This window comes from Aestuariibaculum sp. M13 (assembly GCF_024723255.1).
Classification (GTDB): domain Bacteria; phylum Bacteroidota; class Bacteroidia; order Flavobacteriales; family Flavobacteriaceae; genus Aestuariibaculum; species Aestuariibaculum lutulentum.
Genome location: NZ_JANIAC010000003.1, coordinates 53,232 through 70,031, shown reverse-complemented (window position 1 = coordinate 70,031; position 16,800 = coordinate 53,232). Strand labels below are relative to the sequence as shown.

Genomic DNA, 16,800 nt, shown 5'->3' with positions numbered 1-16,800 from the left:
ATTCCTTTTAAAATTTAAACTAATTCTCAAAAAGTAGAGTATAAGATTTGCTCGTAGATTTAACACCACAAACACTTACATCATCATCTGTCTCGTATGCTACAGCACTAACGCTAACCTGTAAAATAAAGTTTCCTGTTTCCAATGTTACTCCTTCAAAAACCAAGAATCTGCCATCTTCTTTGACTTCTATTCCATCGGGCAGACGACCTTTAACATTAAATCTATACTGGTATGCATCATCATCAGGTTCATTATTTACAGAAGCCTTAAGTTCATCATAATAATATACCTCCGCATGTCCTCGCTTTAATTCTTTATCTGGCAGCTCGGCATGTTTTTTTATAATACAATCTGAAAAATCAAGATTCTCGCAAGCCATTAATAAAACACATGACAGAAAAAGCACCTGCTTCAAAACCATGCAATTTGAATTTACTATACCAAAATACTTCATAAACAGTTCGTAGATTAAAACACATAACTCAGTAATATTTTTACAAGCCAATTTTTGGATTTAACTGCATCAAAACTCCTAAATCTCAGTATACCTAAGTTACAAATTCCTTTTAACTTTAGGTCACTGTTTATCTGATGATTTATACAAAAATTAAAACATAAGCGAACATTTAACTATTCATCAAGCTACCCTGCTTCTTTTTTAATCAAGTATGTTCCCATTAACCTGTCCCAAAATGTAAAATACAAACCAAAATTATATTTTGAATTGGTATGGTGTACATCATGGTCTAAAGGTGTATTTTGAAATTTAAACAACTTTAATTGTCTTATGTTGTATCCTAAATGCACGAAAGTATCGTAAAATATCATCCAAGTTATAAAAATCACTAATGCCCAATTATGCCAGGGAATAGTAAAAATAATTACAGGCACTATTCCCATGGTTAAAACAGACTCAAAAGGATGAAATGCAAAGGCACTCCAAGGCGAGGGATTTTTAAATCTATGATGTAACAAATGCGTATACTTGAACAGCATTTTATGATGCATTAACCTGTGAATCCAATAAGAATACGCATCATGAATAAGTATCATAAGCAGAATACTGACCAAAAAATATATTATTCCATAATCATTAATCTCCAAATAATTTTTAGTGTATCCGTCTTTCAACCAAAACAAAAATGGCCAAATACCTGAACTGTAAACGCAGAATGTTATTAAGGAATATTTTATTTCCAGCAACACCTGTTTTCTTGTAGGTTGTGCTTTTTGAATTTTATATTTCACGTATTTATCCTTACCTATTACATATAGCCATAAGTAAGGAACTCCTGCAACCACAACATATCGAAAAATCAATATGCCCATTAACAAAAACCATAATTTGACCGATGAAAATTCTAATAATTTTTCCATGTTATATAGTTAATAAGAAGGACAGCCCTTTTTAGACAAATCTTTTAGATGAACATCGAAATCCTTATCGAAAATATTTCCTGAATTGCTATGGCAAAATGTACAGGCATTAATATTCCCGAAAGCATCTACATACATACTTCTATTCCCTCCAGAAAAACATCCTTGACGTCTTTGGTAATAGCCATGGTAACTTATAATTGGAAAATCTAAAAACTTTTTAGAAAAGTTCATTTTAACGTAAAACGATTCTAGCTTCGCTATCTGATCTTGACTTAACATTACATCCTTGCCTTTATAATGACCAACGGCTTTGGGTTCTAGAAATTGAACAAAATGCACGCCCATATCTTTTGCCAGTTTCATATACTTCATAAGATTTTCTTCCTCAACAAAATCTTTAGTTACACATATTGAAAAAGCCACAACCAATTGATTGGCCACTGCATTTTTAGCACCATGAATTGCCCAATAATAAGCATCTTTATAGTTTCGAAATTTATTATGCTCCTGTTCATTGAAATGATCTAAGCTTATAAAAACTCCAGTTAAACCCGACGCCTTTAAACGTTTAGCTTTTTCATTAGTAAGTTTAAATCCTGAGGTATTCACCCAAAAGTTAGATGACCACCTTGATCTTTTTAATAATTTAGTCAAAATATCTACCTTAAGCATTGGCTCTCCACCAGTGAAATGAATTTGCCCAGTCCCCATAGCCTGTAACTTATGAATAACACCAGATAAATCTTGCTCACTAAGAACATCGCGTTGATTTAAGGTGTCCCACGCATAACAGTGATCACATTGTAACGCGCATTTATTAGTAACAGCCACTTGAACATGATTAAATCTTAACGTCTCCTTTTTAACAGGTTTAAAGTAATTAAGTTCTGAAACAATAAAATGCTGATAATTTAAATCATTCCATCCAGGGGTATATAATCCCATATAATATTTTCCATCTACCCTAACCATTTTCTTTAACCGAAAATTACCTAAAAACTTTTTTCTTAACTGAACAAGGTATTTGAGTCCAGAAATCCAATCGATAGGACTTTTATAAGTACTTATAAGTACACCGACTAGTGTTAGTCGAATTCGGAATAACCACCACTTCATTTCAAGTCCTGATATAACAGAGACCTTTTCGTTCAACTGTTCTTTTTTAAAAACAGTTAATACTTCTGAAGCACTAGACTTAAAGGGAAACGGTATGGTTTTAATATTACTCATGGTAAGCCAAGGTATTTAAGTCAAAATTCACAAAATTGAAGTATTGCTGTTCCGAAAACCTCGTAAAAGTGTTCTTTTCTCTAAATGATTTTAAACTGTCAAAATCCGGAACCCCTGTATAATCCCTTATATAATTATAATATCCTCTGTTTTTAAGAAAAAATGTTTGAGTTAATTCTTCTTCTACTACTTTATTGACAGGAAAGTAAACTTCAACCTCATCTCCTATATTGGGTTGCTTTAAATATATTTCATCTTTATCTACTAAAAGCTTTGTAACATTTTTACCTAATTGATCCAGAGCTAAAGATGGTTTGATATATTCCTGATTTAAGCTTAAATTATCTGTAAAATCCACAGCTACATAATCTACTTCCCAGAAATTAAAGCCCGTTTCAAACTTCACCTGAAGTTTATCACCGGAAATATTATTACATTGAATCGGTACGACAAGATTTCTCATAGTCATTGGTCCAACGGTATTTATACGCTCTACCAAAACCCAAACATCACTCTGTTTCACATATACCGATAAAGGTATATGTTGCTCATTCAACCATTTGTTCATACCTTCGGCTGGTATATTTTGCTGTTTTTTCTGAAATGTTTTGTAATATGATCCAAACTGTTCATTAAATTTTCCGAATATATAATCCAACCAAACCGAATTTTTAGCTGTTATATAAAGTTTAGCATACTTTATATCTGCTGGTTTATCAAACTCTAAAATCATTTCTCTTGTACTGCTTTCTGTTACTTTTAAAGTATTAAAAGCGTAAACATCTTGGTCTTTTTTCAAAATCGGAGTTGCTTCAACTAACTCTCCATCAAATAATATTTTTTTTGGACCTTCTAAGTTTTGAAATGTTTGTAAATGACCTTTACTATCTAATAGAACATTTAAATCCTTTTTATGCTGAACAGCTATTAGTTGTAGTTGATCTGTATATTGAATTTCCTTTAATTGATTGGTAACTTTTACGATATATTCCTCACCATCTAATTCAAAATTAGGCATTGGTAAATAATCATCCTTTTGCATATTGGGTGTTATTGTACCTGGATACAACTCTCCAACAAAGTCTATAACTTCTCCATTTCTAACATACACAAATGGACAGGAACTCTTTAAAGCAAATACTAATAGAGTCGCCAAAAATACTGTGGCGACATAACCTATTACGACATTTACTATAGCACGACCTGTATTTTTATCGTTAACTGAAATTCTTGTAATATCTGATAAGGGTATACTAACAGATTGCAAATTTTTGTACTCTTTATTATTTTTTATATAAAAATGTACTTCGTTTAATGGCTTTGAATAATATCTATTATACCTATGCACTCGTTTACTATCCCTTGTCTTTACAGATTTCTGAAGTGTATCTTTAGGTTTTAAATTTCCCCCTTTCTTATGTATTGAATCTTTACTTTTTTGTTGTGCTTTACGTGAATCGTAAACTTTAGAAAAATACACATGCTCTCCAGATACTGGTTTTAAAACACCTTCAATAAATTGCTGATCTTCGTTAATTACCATCTTACTTAAATGCCATTGTACATTGTTATCAAAATGAAGAATCACATATTTTTCGGCTTGGTTAAACTTATTAATACCTCTTGAAATTTCTTCTTGAGTTGTTGCCACATTGTTAACATTATAATAAGAACACGATACCGAAAGACTTAAGACTAACAATGATAAAATTATTGAAATACTAACAGACTGTGCCTTGCTTAACCTCAATGAAATGTAAGCCCTGGCAAATTTATTTTTAAAAGGTTTCATATGATATGTTTGTTGGTTATCTCGTTACTTAAAACCTATATTGGGTTATTAGGTTAATCGCTACAATAGAATAATCTGCATCAAAATTAATATTCACATTAGGGTTTATTCCTATTGCAAAGTGTTTACTTAAATAAGCATTTGCCTTAATTCTAAAAGGAAACCCCAGTGTGTTCTGTTGATCTATTTCTCCATCTAAATAATAATATTCTTGTTTCGTTTGAAAATACCCCATACCGAAATGACCTTCTAAAGCAAACCAATCTTTACTTATAAATTCCATACCAACGGTTATATTGTATTCTGAATAATTCACTTTGTTGTCTGTAGCAACATCTCCTAGACCTGAAGAAAAGTAAAACGAAAAAATATACCGATCTAACCAAAGTGCTATATCTCCATTTATATTGAAAACAGACTGCTTCTTAGAATGATCTTCGCCGGAATAGTGCGTATCGCTCGAAAAATAACTATAAAAACCACCTCCTACACTCACCGAAAACACAGGAGCCTTATCTTCTTGTGCGATACTTAAAAGTGATTGAAAGAGCACTATAATTACGAGCGTGGTTAGCCTTCTCATTTTATTTTACTCTTATGTACTCACCATAATAATGAGCATTATCATCAGCTACATCGCATAACTCACTATCATATTGACCAACTTTCAAAGTACTTTCTGTTACTTCAAACAAGGAGATCTCAATCTCTCCAAAACCACTTTCTGTTATAATTAATTTATCATTAACTATCTTCCATGTACCGCTGGACTCTCCATCATACTCACAAACATCATCATATTCATAATAATATGTTTCTGTCCATGTGCCATTAGTTCGCATCGTTAATCTTCCGGTTTGCTCACAGGCTGTTGAATTTTCCACCTCTTCCAATTCAGAACATACATAAACAAACTTCAAAGGTTTCCATTCTCCTACCAATAAACTAGAATTAGCTTTAACATCATCGTTATCATCACTGGAACTGCATCCTGCGGCAACAAGAAATATAAGCATGCATTTAATTAAATTTTTCATCGCGTTTTAATTTATTTATTACACTCTAAATTGTTGTTTAATTATAATATCCTGATTTAATCAATATTAGAACAAATCAACTAAAAAGCCTTTTACTATTCTGTCATACCGTAGCAGTATTTTTTCAGGTAATGGTTAAAAAACATAACTCAGCGATATTTTCACGAGGTAATTATCGGGTTTAACCGCATCAAAACTCCTAAACCTCAGCATACCTAGGTTGCAAATTCCTTTTAACTTCAAGTCTCTGTTTATCTTATGTTTGATTCCCAAATTCAAACCAAAATCGAAATAATTATAAAACTGATTGAAGTTAGCTACACCTTCGATGTATTTAAATGATTTTTCAAACAAACCTCCAAACTGAGGTTCGGCACAAAACTTAAAGTTGTCATGAATTATGATTTCAGAATTGAAGTTGACTTGTTGTGCGAAAAGATGATTTAACCGGATTTCAGGAAACACCACTTGTTCCTTTTGCGCATAACAATGAACAGTCAGTGTCAAAATCAATATGAGCTGCTTCAATGTTTTCATGACTATTATGGTTTTACATTATATCTTTAATTGCTTTGTAAAACTACCCACTTACAACCTATTCAATATCCAGAATTTTACATCATAGAAAAACTTGGACACTTTTTATTCGTACTAATTCGAAAGGATTTCTATGTCGTACTCTCGACTCGTACTATAATCTATACAGATTAAACTTTCTGGATAACGCGGATCGATATCTAAATACACCTTAAACTTAAATCTTCCTGTTTGTGTTGGAATACCTTGAAACGAAACCGTTCTATAATCATAAACAATTTCTATTCCGGATGGTATGCGACCTTCTACCGTAAAATAATATTCATAATAATCGTCATGTGGTTCATTATCGACAGATGCTATAATTTTATCATCATAATACTGGTCGATATAACCTTTTTTAAACTGATGACTTGGAAGACTTGCTTTTACATTCCCAATACATTCCAAATTGAAATCTTCATCAACTCGGCAACTAATAAATATTGCATTTAAAATAAACAGCAATATATACAGGAGTTGTCTAAATCGGTACGCCTTAATTATACAGGATACTTTCATAATTCTGAATTTAGATTTCGATAAAGCAAATTTCGAGTTTATATTAAATTGAATATCCTAAAATGTTGTATATAGATAATTTAGGACATTTTTCTTTTCATATTTTCATTAGTGATGAACCAAACAACTGCTTCCTTCAGTCCTTTTTCAATTGGAGAAAATGTAAGACCTAGTTCTTTTTTTGCCTTAACATTGGAATAAAAACTGCTTGCACAAAGGATTTTCATGTTATTAGAAGAAAAAGGAATCTTAAATTGAAGTCGTCTTAAAAGATCTCCAATAAATCCCATAAAAAGCAGACCCACTTTTGGAATTTCAACCAATACTGCCTTAGTTGATTGTTTCTCATTTAAAAGCTTAAAAAAATTTTTAAAGCTTAAATTTTCATTTGATAAAATATAGGCTTCACCATTTTTCCCGTTCGTTATTGCTTTTACAATACCTTTTGCCACATCTTGTGCACAAATAAAACTCTTACCTCCCGGTGGATGAAAAACAAACCGTTTATTTAAACCCAGCAACACCAATTTACCCGAAGTTGGTTTAGTATCGTAAGCCCCAATTATAAAAGAAGGATTAAGAACAACTACTTCAATATCGTTTGCTTTAGATAAAACAAACTCCTGAGCTTCTAACTTACTTTTTGAATACAATGATTTTGAGAATGGTTTCTTTATAGCTTTTAACTCATTTCCTAAATCGTCTAAGGTTCCATACCCAAACACATTTGCAGTACTGATGTAAATAATTCTTTTAATCTTATGTTTTATTGCAAATTGAACAATCGTTTTGGTTCCCTGTATATTAACATCTTGAAATTCTCCATAATTTAAAATTTCAGGATTGGTTAATGAAGCTGCATGCACTACATAATCACAACCTTTTATAACCCGCTCCATGGTCTTCTCATTTAAAAGATCTCCTTTTATCAATCTTAAATTTTTATGTTCACCCCCTTTAAACCTACTCTTAGATCTTACCAAACCAACCACCTGATATCCGTGAGTCAATAATTCAAGAACTGTATTCGTTCCTAATAATCCGCTTGCTCCTGTTACTAAAACTGTAATTCCATTAGACATTACTAAATAATTTTCAGGTTAAAATGCACGACATGTCTTCCTTAAAAAAGTCCTTAATAAAAACATTCATACTAATCTAAGTCGAGACCGGTAATTTATTTATCTCTCTTTCTGCCAGTTTATCTTTAATAATTTCAGGCAATAACTTATCTAAAACCATAAGACATTTATTTATAAACCCTGGCACCACCATTGCTTTTCCTTTAAGCAATGCCTCTACAGCAATTGTTGCCGCATCTTCAGGGTTTAATACAGACTGTCTTGTAACCCACCCCATCAATCTGTTTTGGTAACACAACCTTGTGGTGGTATTTAATCCCCCCGGACAGATGATTGTCACCGACACATTATCTGGCTTTAATTCTTTGGCTAAACTCCTTGAAAAAGATGTTAAGTATGCCTTGGTTCCTCCATAAACCTGTTTCTTTGGCAAGGCAAAAAAACTTGCCATACTACTTATATTTAATATACCAGACGGAGCATTTCTTTTAAGGTTGGCTAAAAGTAATTTAATCAACAAAGTCGGCGTCATAACATTAACATCGATTTGCTTTAAAATGTAATTTTCATCTAACCCGGAAAATAAGCCACGACTTAATACGCCTGCATTATTCACTAAATATTTAACTGGCAGATTATGTGTTTCAATATAGCGAGCAACAGCATAACAACTTTCGGTAAAGCTGAGATCGAATTCTAAACAATGTACACGAACCTGAAGATGTTGTTCTATAAAATCTGACACTTTTTTCAATCCGGAATTTGGTAATGCTACCAATATTAAATTCATTTCTCTTTTTGCAAATTCCAAGGCCATAGCCTTACCAAACCCTTGACTTGCTCCTGTTATTAACGCGTATGTTTTCATGATTCAACTTTTAGACTATTTATGGTTTCAATCAATCCTTTTTCTAAGGATGTCGTTCTATATTTCAATTCCCTTTTGGCTTTATCAGATAATGAATTCCTACATACAAATAAAGCCTCCAAAACTTGAGGAGACAAACCAGACTTCCCGATGATGTTCCCTAAAAAACTACTAACAGCCAAACAGGTCTTAACCAGTCCATAATTAAACTTTACTATTTTAGTCTGACTTTTAGTGAGTGTTTTTATCTTTTCAAATAATCTACTATAACTTATATTATCGCCGCCTACTATATACTTCTCATTAGCTAGATTACGCTTCATTGCTTTTATATGTGCTTTTACAACATCTTTGATGTAGACATAATTTGACGTCACCTCTATTCTATTAGGCACAAACAAAACATTCTTTTTTGCTATGAGCTCTATTAAACGGTTAACTCCATTAGAAAACGTTTTAACTCCAGGTCCGTACACCTTGGAGACATTTAAAATAACATAAGGCAAACCTTGCTTTGCATATGCAGCGACCCTTTCTTCTGCCATACTTTTAGTAAGCTCATAATCATTAGCATAAGATGATAATCGAGGTTGTTCTTCTGTAATAGGTATATCTTTATACGATGGCCCATAAACCGACAAACTACTTGTAAACACGAACTTTTTAATACCATGTTGTAATGAAACTTCAAGTAAATTCTCTGTTCCAATAACGTTAGCCTGGTAAAAATTTTGGATGCTTTTACATTTTAAATTGGTATATGCCGCTGTATGAAACACATAATCACAATCTTTAATAGCTCTTTTTAATGAAGTCTTATTACAAATATCACCCTCAAATAAAACTATTTTTTCGTGTAATGGAACTTTTAGCGAATGAATATCTCTACACAATGCGTGTACCGTAATGTGTTCTTTAGCCAAGGTCAATGCCAATTGATGACCTATATAACCTGTTGAACCTGTAACTAATACTTTCATGACAATAATTTATTTTTTAAGGTTAAACGATAGAAAACAGAAATTTCATAAACTGCTGATAGCACTAAATGCAGTACAAATGCATACCATACACTATTAGTATAATAGCTAAACAAACACAAAACAATCCCAAATGGAATGGCGCCTAGCATTTCACGTTTTGAATCAAACACATGGATAAGCACATAAAAAAAAGTAACATACCCAATAGATAAGGTTAAGCCATACGATTCTAAAAAGTAAAAAAGCATAATGCCTCTAAAAAAGAATTCGTAACATAGTAAGAATATAAACCGAACTGCGAAGTAACCTATAGATTCAGAAAGACGGTATAAACAAGTTTCGTTAGCACTTATAACCTCATCGTTATTCTTAACACCTAAACAGCTAACATAAACACATAAAAACGTCAAAAACAAAAAAAGTATTAATGTCGGCGTATTTAACTCTTTTATGCTAAGGATCAAAAACCTTGAATCTGGGATTAGCACAAAAGGCAAAACACCAAAAAATATAATTCCTAAGACGTGTTTTAAGTTTAGTAAACGTAAGCCACTTACAACTTGTAAAGAAACTACAAGATTATTCAAATGAAGCTTTTTAAAAACCCAACTAATTAAAAAATATGCTGAGAAGCTTATTACTAAAATCCATTTAACAACTTCAGTTTTCATGATGAAACAGGTATTAAAGTAACATTAAACAGTTTGCTTACAGCATCTATTTTAACGCATTCTCCATTCTTATAATGAAATACATTGTATTTTCCCTTTTCAAAATCTACTCGATAACACCCTTTATTTAGAGGTGTTACAACTATTTCCTGTTTCTGGTTGTCACAATAGATTTTGCGAATTGTTTTGGGCTCTTCAAAATATAGAGTGATTAAATTCTGAGTCAATTCATCCAGTTCTAACAGCTGTTTTTTATTATCATAAAACAAAGTATATCGACCAGATTCACGCAATAATTTATGATTTGCTTTCACCTTTCCATTTACTTTTCGATATACCGATGAATAAATTAAAACCCCATTTTTGTAAATCGTTTTTTCATTACATAGAATACTTATATTAACAAGAAACTTGGCTTCAACATGACTCTTTAAAACATAGGTTGTTACATCACTTTCAACCTGCTTTTCAATGTTTATAAAACCAATAGTTGTATTATTTTTTACAATTTTATAGGTTAAGGCTTCTGAAGTGTTTACTGTATTGTACGCAAAAGAAGAACTTACTATAAAAAAGAACAAAAAAGACTTGATTTTAAGTACGATATCCCGAAATTTCCTAAAATCGGTTGAAGCATCTGAACCATACTTCATTCTTCGTATGAGATATAAAATTAGTGCTGGTATCATGACTCTTAAATTTTAGATTAATAATTCTAATCGTAAAATTAGGAGAGCCTTTCAAATCGGTTATCCGATAAATTCTATACTACACATATTGGGATATCCAAAGATAATTTCGGACATATAAACGCCTAAAACTGGCTTCTGTAAATGGTTGGCGTAACTGAGGTAAACTTTTTAAATGCTGAATAAAAAGTAGATTTTGAATTGAAACCGCATTCTAAACCAATGGCTACAATAGTATATTCGCTAAATTCATCGTTAGACAAAAACTTTTTGGCCTGTTTTACACGTAACGAATTGATAAAATCTGAAAAATTGTAGTCGCTGTAGGAATTGATTAGTTTTGAAAAATAGCTTTTGCTCATCCCTAAATCTGACGCCACCGCTTCCATACTTAGGAGTGGATCGAGATATAGCTTTCTTTTTACTATATGAGCCTTTATTTTAGCAAAATCGGCTTGATGTTTTTCATTGAAAAAATCATCGCCTTCTTCGTTACCATTTTGGCTAACTGATTTTGTTAAAATATCATCATTCGCAATTTTTGATCTTAATGAAATACGATCACTCACTATGGTATATTTATAAAATCCTTGATACCCCAACCAATACAGCAAAACCGAGGTACAAAAATTTAAAGGTAAGTAGGCTGTTCTTTCCCCTGTTGCAATATGAAACAGTAAAGCCAAACCCCATAATCCTATATTCAAAACACCTAAACGGACAAACCACTTTATCCAGTTTAAATCATCATAAGATACAATGTAATCTAACAGATAATGCTTTTTAAAAATGATTAAACAAGCATTGAGAAACATGAAAAGCGAATATCCTAAGTTTATTATATTTTCAATAAAAAACCATTTGGTAATTAAAGGGGAATCTTCTTCCATGTAAGGATCAAAATCGAATACTATTATTCCTAATCTTATAACGATCTCTGCAACAAAAAGAATTATAGTTGGTTTTATATATTTATAGACTTTATCTTCAATCCTAAAATAATGAACGGTAAATGCATAAAACATAGGAACAATAAAAATATGCCAGGGTACCTCTAAATTATTAAGAACAAATCTAATCGCTGAATGCTCCTCAATTAGTCCCCAAGTTATTAAACTACCTAAATAATCCTTATACCTCAACCATGCCTGTAAATTATTTAATGAAATAGCTAAGACAATTAAATTTAAATATAAAACTGTTGGATTGAATTTCCTTTTCACACCAAAAGTTACAAGGTTAAATCCAAAACCTTGCAGCACTCCTGCAATGAGTAGAAAGTTTATAACAGAAACTAAACTCATACCTACTTCTTAACTTTAACAAATTAATTATCTTATCTTCAATATTTTAAATCCTTTAATCTAAAATACTAAAAATTAAGCAAACCATTTGAAAGAAAAACAGCATTATCCTCAACTGTAAAATTAATTGACAGCATGCTTTGAGACATTTTTAACTTCTTTTTTTAAGACATGTTTCTTGTAGGTTTCGCGAATAACTACATAATGAACATATAAGTCTATGGCATTTTGAATAAAGTTTACGAAGCCTTTTTTCTGAAGATGTAATTGTGTTTTCATAATCTAATTTTTTACATGAATAGTTCACTAAAGGCTACTAATAGATTTTCTGTTTTGCTAGGGAAGTGCAACTAGCCTATATTACGAAACGATTGCCCAATAAAGGTATTTAATCGATAAAAAAAAGACTTTCAGTATTTAGTCAAAACCATGTATTATTTGTGCAAACTCTTGAAGTTATTTGAGTTTTATCAAATTCAACTTTTCCCCAGGTCGCTTGGAGAAAACCCGAATTCTTCCTTAAATACCCGACTAAACCAAGAAGGATCATTAAACCCAACAGCATACGCTATTTCTGAAATGGTTTTATCGGTAGTCCGGATTAACATTTTAGCCTTCTGTAAACGAACACTGCGTATAAATATGGCTGTAGATTTATCGGTTACCGCCTTTAATTTCCTGTATAATTGCGATTCACTCATATGTAGAATCTGAGCCAATTGAGCTGAATTAAAATGACTATCATCTATATTTTCATGAATAACAGAAATGACTTTATTTACAAATTTCACTTCGGTTTTAGGCTCAGTTTCTCTTGATATGAATTCAGTGTAACTGCCACGAAATTTATCTATCATGCGTTTGCGCAGTTCAACCAAACGATTTAACCTTACAAGCAATTCCTCCTTATTAAATGGTTTAATTAAATAGGCATCAGCCCCACAGGTTAACCCCTCTAACCGATCTTCTTCTAAGGACTTTGCTGTTAGTAAAATTATCGGAATATGATCAGTTATTACATTACTTTTCAATTCCCTACAAACTTCAAACCCGTTTTTTATGGGCATCATGACATCACATATAATAACATCGGGCACTAATTTATACGCCATATCTAACCCGTCTTTTCCGTTAGGTGCATGATGTATAAGATAATCTTCAGTTAAACACATTTTTAAATAATACACTATGTCTTTATTGTCTTCAATGATTAAAGCTATAGGCTGGTCAATGTCCTGTTGACTCTCAATTTCATAACTAACAACGTTTTGCTTTATATTTTGAATTCCATTTTCGTACGTTTCAATATTACTATGAACAATCTCAGCTTCATTTTTAACTGGTAATAAAATTGAAAACGTGCTACCTTTACTCACCTCACTAGATACCTGTATCTCGCCTTCCATCAGCAGCACCAATTCCTTCACCAAAGCCAAACCTATCCCAGTGCCTTGATAATGTCTGGAGATCGAGGAATCTACTTGATAAAATTTTTCAAATACTAACGTCATTTCTTCCTTTGATAGTCCAATACCCGTATCAATAACCTGCATTTCAAAATAGCACCCTAAAGTACTTTTTAAAGTACTCAGTTGCATGGTTACCGCCCCATTAGCCGATGTGAATTTTATAGCATTCATCAATAAATTAGTCACTATAATGACTAATTTATCCTTATCAAAATCCATTAAAAAATATTCTTCTCTGGAATGAAACTCATAACGAATCTGTTCGTCTTTTGCCAAAGACTCAAAACTCTCAAATAAATATTTCAGATATGATACAATATCAGATTGCTCCAGATCAAGTTCCATTTGAGCACTTTCGAGCTTGGTTAAATCGAGCATATCATTTACCAGTTTCAAAAGACTTCCTGCATTACGTTGTATAACTTCCAAAGGTTTATACAACGCTTTTAATTCCTGCTTATTTGTCTCTGATTTTAACTCATCAATTAACCCCAAAATCACTGTCAGTGGGGTTCTAAACTCATGGGTTATATTAGTATAAAGTGAATTTTTAAGGCTATCGATCTCCTGAAGTCTTTTGCTTTCTGAAAGTGCCAGTTTTCGTGATACAGTAAAATTATAAAACCAGTAACCCGACAGAACAAAAATTAAAAAGTAAATAAAATAAGCCGTTTTAGTTGACCACCAAGGTGCTTTAATAATTAAATGCATTTCTAAAGGCTTTGAGGCCCACTCCTGCCCTCGAGAAAACCCATTAACCTGTAAAGTATAATCTCCAGATGACAGATTTAAAAACTGAATTTCATTATTTGTTAAAAAGTTCCAGGCTTTATCTTGAGGTAAAAGCTTGTATGCATATTGAATATTTTTATCTAATCGGAAATCTATTGAAGAAAACGACAAATAAAATGGAAACTGGTCATAATTGAATGTTAATTGACTGGACTTTTCTAAGGCTTTAGTAAAAATAGTGTTTGATGCTTCAGTGGCTTCAATAGTTTTATCTTTCACCCTTAAATTTGAAAAATATAATTTCTGGGGTGCATCTAACGTGTCAAAATCTTCGGGGTTAAAATAACTAAGCCCATCGATACCTCCCAAATAAATATTTCCTGAAACATCTCTAAATCTTGCATGAGAATCAAACTCTTTCCCTTGTATATTGTCGGCCTCATCATAATGAGAAAAACGGTAGGTTTTTGTATTGAATTTAACAATCCCGTTATTGGTACCCAACCATAAATTACCTTCCAAATCGTCTTGAATACTATAAATTAAATCATTTGGAAATTGTTTTTGTTTTCTCCAAGATTGAAAAGTATTATCGGCTTTCAACAAGCTAAGTCCATTGCGCGTGCCTAACCAAACCCGATTGTAATTATCGAAGACTATATCATTTATTGCATTATGAGCTAATGTATTTTCTAAAGAGTCATTTCGTTTATAATTTAAAAAAATAGGGGCACTATACGGCTCTTTTTGAAAGGACAATTGACTCAATCCATTTTGAGTTCCTATCCAAATTCGGTTTTGTTTATCAACACGAATACATTGCGTGGCATTACTTACCAATGAATTTTCGTCATCGCTATCGTTATAATAACGAATCACATTAAAAGTACCATCCTGCTCGTATTCCAATCTAAAAATTCCTTGTTCATAAGTAGCCCCCCAAAGATTATTTTTGTCATCTAAGGCTAAATCCATCACAAAATTCATATTTATAGAATTAGAATTTCCTGCATCATAATAAAAGTTTTTAAATACAGGCTGGTTTGGATTAAAGGTTTTTAAATTAATCATACTCAACCCTCGAGTGGTACCAAACCACATTCTCTGATTCCTTATATCGTGAACTATAGCTCTAACAACCGAACCAGCTATAGAATTTGCTGTATTTTTATTATCGATATAATGGTAAACCTTTTTAGGAGTTATTAAGTTTAAACCACCATCAGATGTTCCTATCCATAAATTATCGTCATCCTTATAAACAGAAAAAATAACGTCGTCATTTAACACCTGCCTCCCCTTTTTACTTTTAGATATATTCTTAAAATAGGGCTCTTGAAAATCTAAAATATTAAGTCCGCTAGCTGTTCCTACTAATATTTTTTTATCCGATAATCTATGTAGAGATTGAACAGTATTATTGGTTAACCCTTTATCGGACTCTTCTAAATATTCAATTTTATGAAGTACCTGGTTGTTCAACGAATTAAATAAATACAACCCTCTTCCCGTAGCCACCCATATTTGATTTTTGCCCTCCTCCAAAAAATCAACAACATGCATTGTTTTAAAGGCGCCTGAAGTCTCTAATTCAACATTTTTAAAAGTTTCTTTATCTATGTCATATATATAAAAACCCTCATAACTTCCTATAAAGAGCTGATTTCCTACCCTGTAAAACGCCTGTATATTCCCCTCTAATGACATATTAACTTCAGGATTTTGATTGAGTTGTTTAAACCCTTTCACTTGTCCATTTACATCCCCTATCCAAATCCAACCATAATCATCTTTATAAAAACAAGTAACCTCATTCGCATCGTAAACCTGTTCAGCAACATACCCATCTACCCCTCTATTAAACGGGTTTGCATTATAAATCCCATTATTTCTGGTAGCCACTAAAATATTCCCCCCTGCTTCCGGACTTATATCTGTTATTATTTCTTTAGAAAGCGTTCCATGCAAATCAATTCTGTCAAACCTATCATTCAAAGTACTATAAACACATAACCCGTTTCCCTTGGTACCAACCCATAATAGCCCTTTGAAGTCTAATGCCATTCCAGAAATATAATTTCCGGAAAGGCTTAAACTATCGGCAACACGATTTCTATACTCTTTAAAAATAGTTCCGTCAAAACGATTTAACCCATCGGCAGTACCTACCCAAACAAATCCCTGTTTATCAACAGCCAAATCGTTAACAGAAACCTGAGACATCCCATCATTTAGACTAAAGTGTTTAATTCTATATATCTTGGTTTGCGCAGCTAAAAACATTCTGGAAAACATCATTAGACATAACCATAAACAGATATATTTTTTATCTCTTTTCAATAACATTATCTCCAATAATTTTCTCATAATCTAAACATAAAACATTCTCATTAAGAACATCTTATAATATTAAATTTAACAAAAAATAAAATACCCATTGTCTACAATTTAGAAGATATTTA

Annotated in this window: 16 protein-coding genes; all 16 read right to left on the bottom strand. The window is 32.0% G+C overall.

The window, feature by feature from the left end:
• Nucleotides 1-19: 19 nt before the first annotated feature.
• Nucleotides 20-424, bottom strand: a complete 405-nt coding sequence (locus NO995_RS11545; protein ID WP_258227656.1) for a hypothetical protein — start codon at nt 422-424, stop codon at nt 20-22.
• A 221-nt stretch (nt 425-645) separates the two neighbouring features.
• Nucleotides 646-1,332 carry a sterol desaturase family protein gene (locus NO995_RS11540; protein ID WP_258227655.1) on the bottom strand — a complete coding sequence of 229 codons (687 nt, stop codon included), beginning with the start codon at nt 1,330-1,332 and terminating at the stop codon, nt 646-648.
• 57 nt (nt 1,333-1,389) lie between these two features.
• Nucleotides 1,390-2,613: a radical SAM protein gene (locus tag NO995_RS11535; RefSeq protein WP_258227654.1), complete on the bottom strand. Its 1,224-nt coding sequence runs from the start codon at nt 2,611-2,613 to the stop codon at nt 1,390-1,392.
• Complete coding sequence (locus NO995_RS11530; protein WP_258227653.1) at nt 2,606-4,405, bottom strand: hypothetical protein; 1,800 nt, start codon at nt 4,403-4,405, stop codon at nt 2,606-2,608. The genes NO995_RS11535 and NO995_RS11530 overlap by 8 nt, the downstream gene beginning before the upstream one ends.
• Nucleotides 4,406-4,433: 28 nt before the next feature.
• The gene (locus NO995_RS11525; RefSeq protein WP_258227652.1) at nt 4,434-4,988 is read right to left on the bottom strand and encodes a hypothetical protein; all 555 of its coding nucleotides are present in this window, start codon (nt 4,986-4,988) and stop codon (nt 4,434-4,436) included.
• A gap of 1 nt (nt 4,989) precedes the next feature.
• A complete protein-coding gene (locus tag NO995_RS11520; protein WP_258227651.1) occupies nt 4,990-5,421 on the bottom strand; it encodes a lipocalin family protein in 432 nt (143 codons plus the stop codon).
• A 156-nt stretch (nt 5,422-5,577) separates the two neighbouring features.
• A complete protein-coding gene (locus tag NO995_RS11515; RefSeq protein WP_258227650.1) occupies nt 5,578-5,979 on the bottom strand; it encodes a hypothetical protein in 402 nt (133 codons plus the stop codon).
• 114 nt (nt 5,980-6,093) lie between these two features.
• Complete coding sequence (locus tag NO995_RS11510; RefSeq protein ID WP_258227649.1) at nt 6,094-6,540, bottom strand: hypothetical protein; 447 nt, start codon at nt 6,538-6,540, stop codon at nt 6,094-6,096.
• 80 nt (nt 6,541-6,620) lie between these two features.
• Nucleotides 6,621-7,622 (bottom strand): NAD-dependent epimerase/dehydratase family protein, encoded by a 1,002-nt coding sequence (locus tag NO995_RS11505; protein ID WP_258227648.1) that lies wholly within the window; start codon nt 7,620-7,622, stop codon nt 6,621-6,623.
• A gap of 76 nt (nt 7,623-7,698) precedes the next feature.
• A complete protein-coding gene (locus NO995_RS11500; RefSeq protein ID WP_258227647.1) occupies nt 7,699-8,490 on the bottom strand; it encodes an SDR family oxidoreductase in 792 nt (263 codons plus the stop codon).
• Nucleotides 8,487-9,470, bottom strand: coding sequence for an NAD-dependent epimerase/dehydratase family protein (locus NO995_RS11495; protein ID WP_258227646.1), 984 nt, complete (start codon nt 9,468-9,470; stop codon nt 8,487-8,489). The genes NO995_RS11500 and NO995_RS11495 overlap by 4 nt, the downstream gene beginning before the upstream one ends.
• A complete protein-coding gene (locus tag NO995_RS11490) occupies nt 9,467-10,144 on the bottom strand; it encodes a CPBP family intramembrane glutamic endopeptidase (protein WP_258227645.1) in 678 nt (225 codons plus the stop codon). Before NO995_RS11490 ends, NO995_RS11495 begins: the two co-directional genes overlap by 4 nt.
• Entirely contained in the window at nt 10,141-10,833 is a 693-nt protein-coding gene (locus NO995_RS11485) for a DUF6134 family protein (protein ID WP_258227644.1), read from the bottom strand. Before NO995_RS11485 ends, NO995_RS11490 begins: the two co-directional genes overlap by 4 nt.
• Before the next feature lie 125 nt (nt 10,834-10,958).
• Nucleotides 10,959-12,137 (bottom strand): AraC family transcriptional regulator, encoded by a 1,179-nt coding sequence (locus NO995_RS11480; RefSeq protein WP_258227643.1) that lies wholly within the window; start codon nt 12,135-12,137, stop codon nt 10,959-10,961.
• A gap of 123 nt (nt 12,138-12,260) precedes the next feature.
• Nucleotides 12,261-12,416: a hypothetical protein gene (locus tag NO995_RS11475; protein ID WP_240574690.1), complete on the bottom strand. Its 156-nt coding sequence runs from the start codon at nt 12,414-12,416 to the stop codon at nt 12,261-12,263.
• A gap of 197 nt (nt 12,417-12,613) precedes the next feature.
• Nucleotides 12,614-16,705, bottom strand: a complete 4,092-nt coding sequence (locus NO995_RS11470) for a two-component regulator propeller domain-containing protein (protein WP_258227642.1) — start codon at nt 16,703-16,705, stop codon at nt 12,614-12,616.
• Nucleotides 16,706-16,800: the final 95 nt, after the last annotated feature.

Excerpts from the sequence above, each read along its gene's own strand:
- NO995_RS11545 (WP_258227656.1), bottom strand. The coding sequence starts at position 424 with ATGGTTTTGAAGCAGGTGCTTTTTCTGTCATGTGTTTTATTAATGGCT.
- NO995_RS11480 (WP_258227643.1), bottom strand. The coding sequence starts at position 12,137 with ATGAGTTTAGTTTCTGTTATAAACTTTCTACTCATTGCAGGAGTGCTG.
- NO995_RS11500 (WP_258227647.1), bottom strand. The coding sequence starts at position 8,490 with ATGAAAACATACGCGTTAATAACAGGAGCAAGTCAAGGGTTTGGTAAG.
- NO995_RS11540 (WP_258227655.1), bottom strand. The coding sequence starts at position 1,332 with ATGGGCATATTGATTTTTCGATATGTTGTGGTTGCAGGAGTTCCTTAC.
- NO995_RS11515 (WP_258227650.1), bottom strand. The coding sequence starts at position 5,979 with ATGAAAACATTGAAGCAGCTCATATTGATTTTGACACTGACTGTTCAT.
- NO995_RS11520 (WP_258227651.1), bottom strand. The coding sequence starts at position 5,421 with ATGCTTATATTTCTTGTTGCCGCAGGATGCAGTTCCAGTGATGATAAC.
- NO995_RS11530 (WP_258227653.1), bottom strand. The coding sequence starts at position 4,405 with ATGAAACCTTTTAAAAATAAATTTGCCAGGGCTTACATTTCATTGAGG.
- NO995_RS11505 (WP_258227648.1), bottom strand. The coding sequence starts at position 7,622 with ATGTCTAATGGAATTACAGTTTTAGTAACAGGAGCAAGCGGATTATTA.
- NO995_RS11525 (WP_258227652.1), bottom strand. The coding sequence starts at position 4,988 with ATGAGAAGGCTAACCACGCTCGTAATTATAGTGCTCTTTCAATCACTT.
- NO995_RS11510 (WP_258227649.1), bottom strand. The coding sequence starts at position 6,540 with ATGAAAGTATCCTGTATAATTAAGGCGTACCGATTTAGACAACTCCTG.
- NO995_RS11495 (WP_258227646.1), bottom strand. The coding sequence starts at position 9,470 with ATGAAAGTATTAGTTACAGGTTCAACAGGTTATATAGGTCATCAATTG.
- NO995_RS11535 (WP_258227654.1), bottom strand. The coding sequence starts at position 2,613 with ATGAGTAATATTAAAACCATACCGTTTCCCTTTAAGTCTAGTGCTTCA.
- NO995_RS11490 (WP_258227645.1), bottom strand. The coding sequence starts at position 10,144 with ATGAAAACTGAAGTTGTTAAATGGATTTTAGTAATAAGCTTCTCAGCA.
- NO995_RS11485 (WP_258227644.1), bottom strand. The coding sequence starts at position 10,833 with ATGATACCAGCACTAATTTTATATCTCATACGAAGAATGAAGTATGGT.
- NO995_RS11475 (WP_240574690.1), bottom strand. The coding sequence starts at position 12,416 with ATGAAAACACAATTACATCTTCAGAAAAAAGGCTTCGTAAACTTTATT.
- NO995_RS11470 (WP_258227642.1), bottom strand. The coding sequence starts at position 16,705 with ATGAGAAAATTATTGGAGATAATGTTATTGAAAAGAGATAAAAAATAT.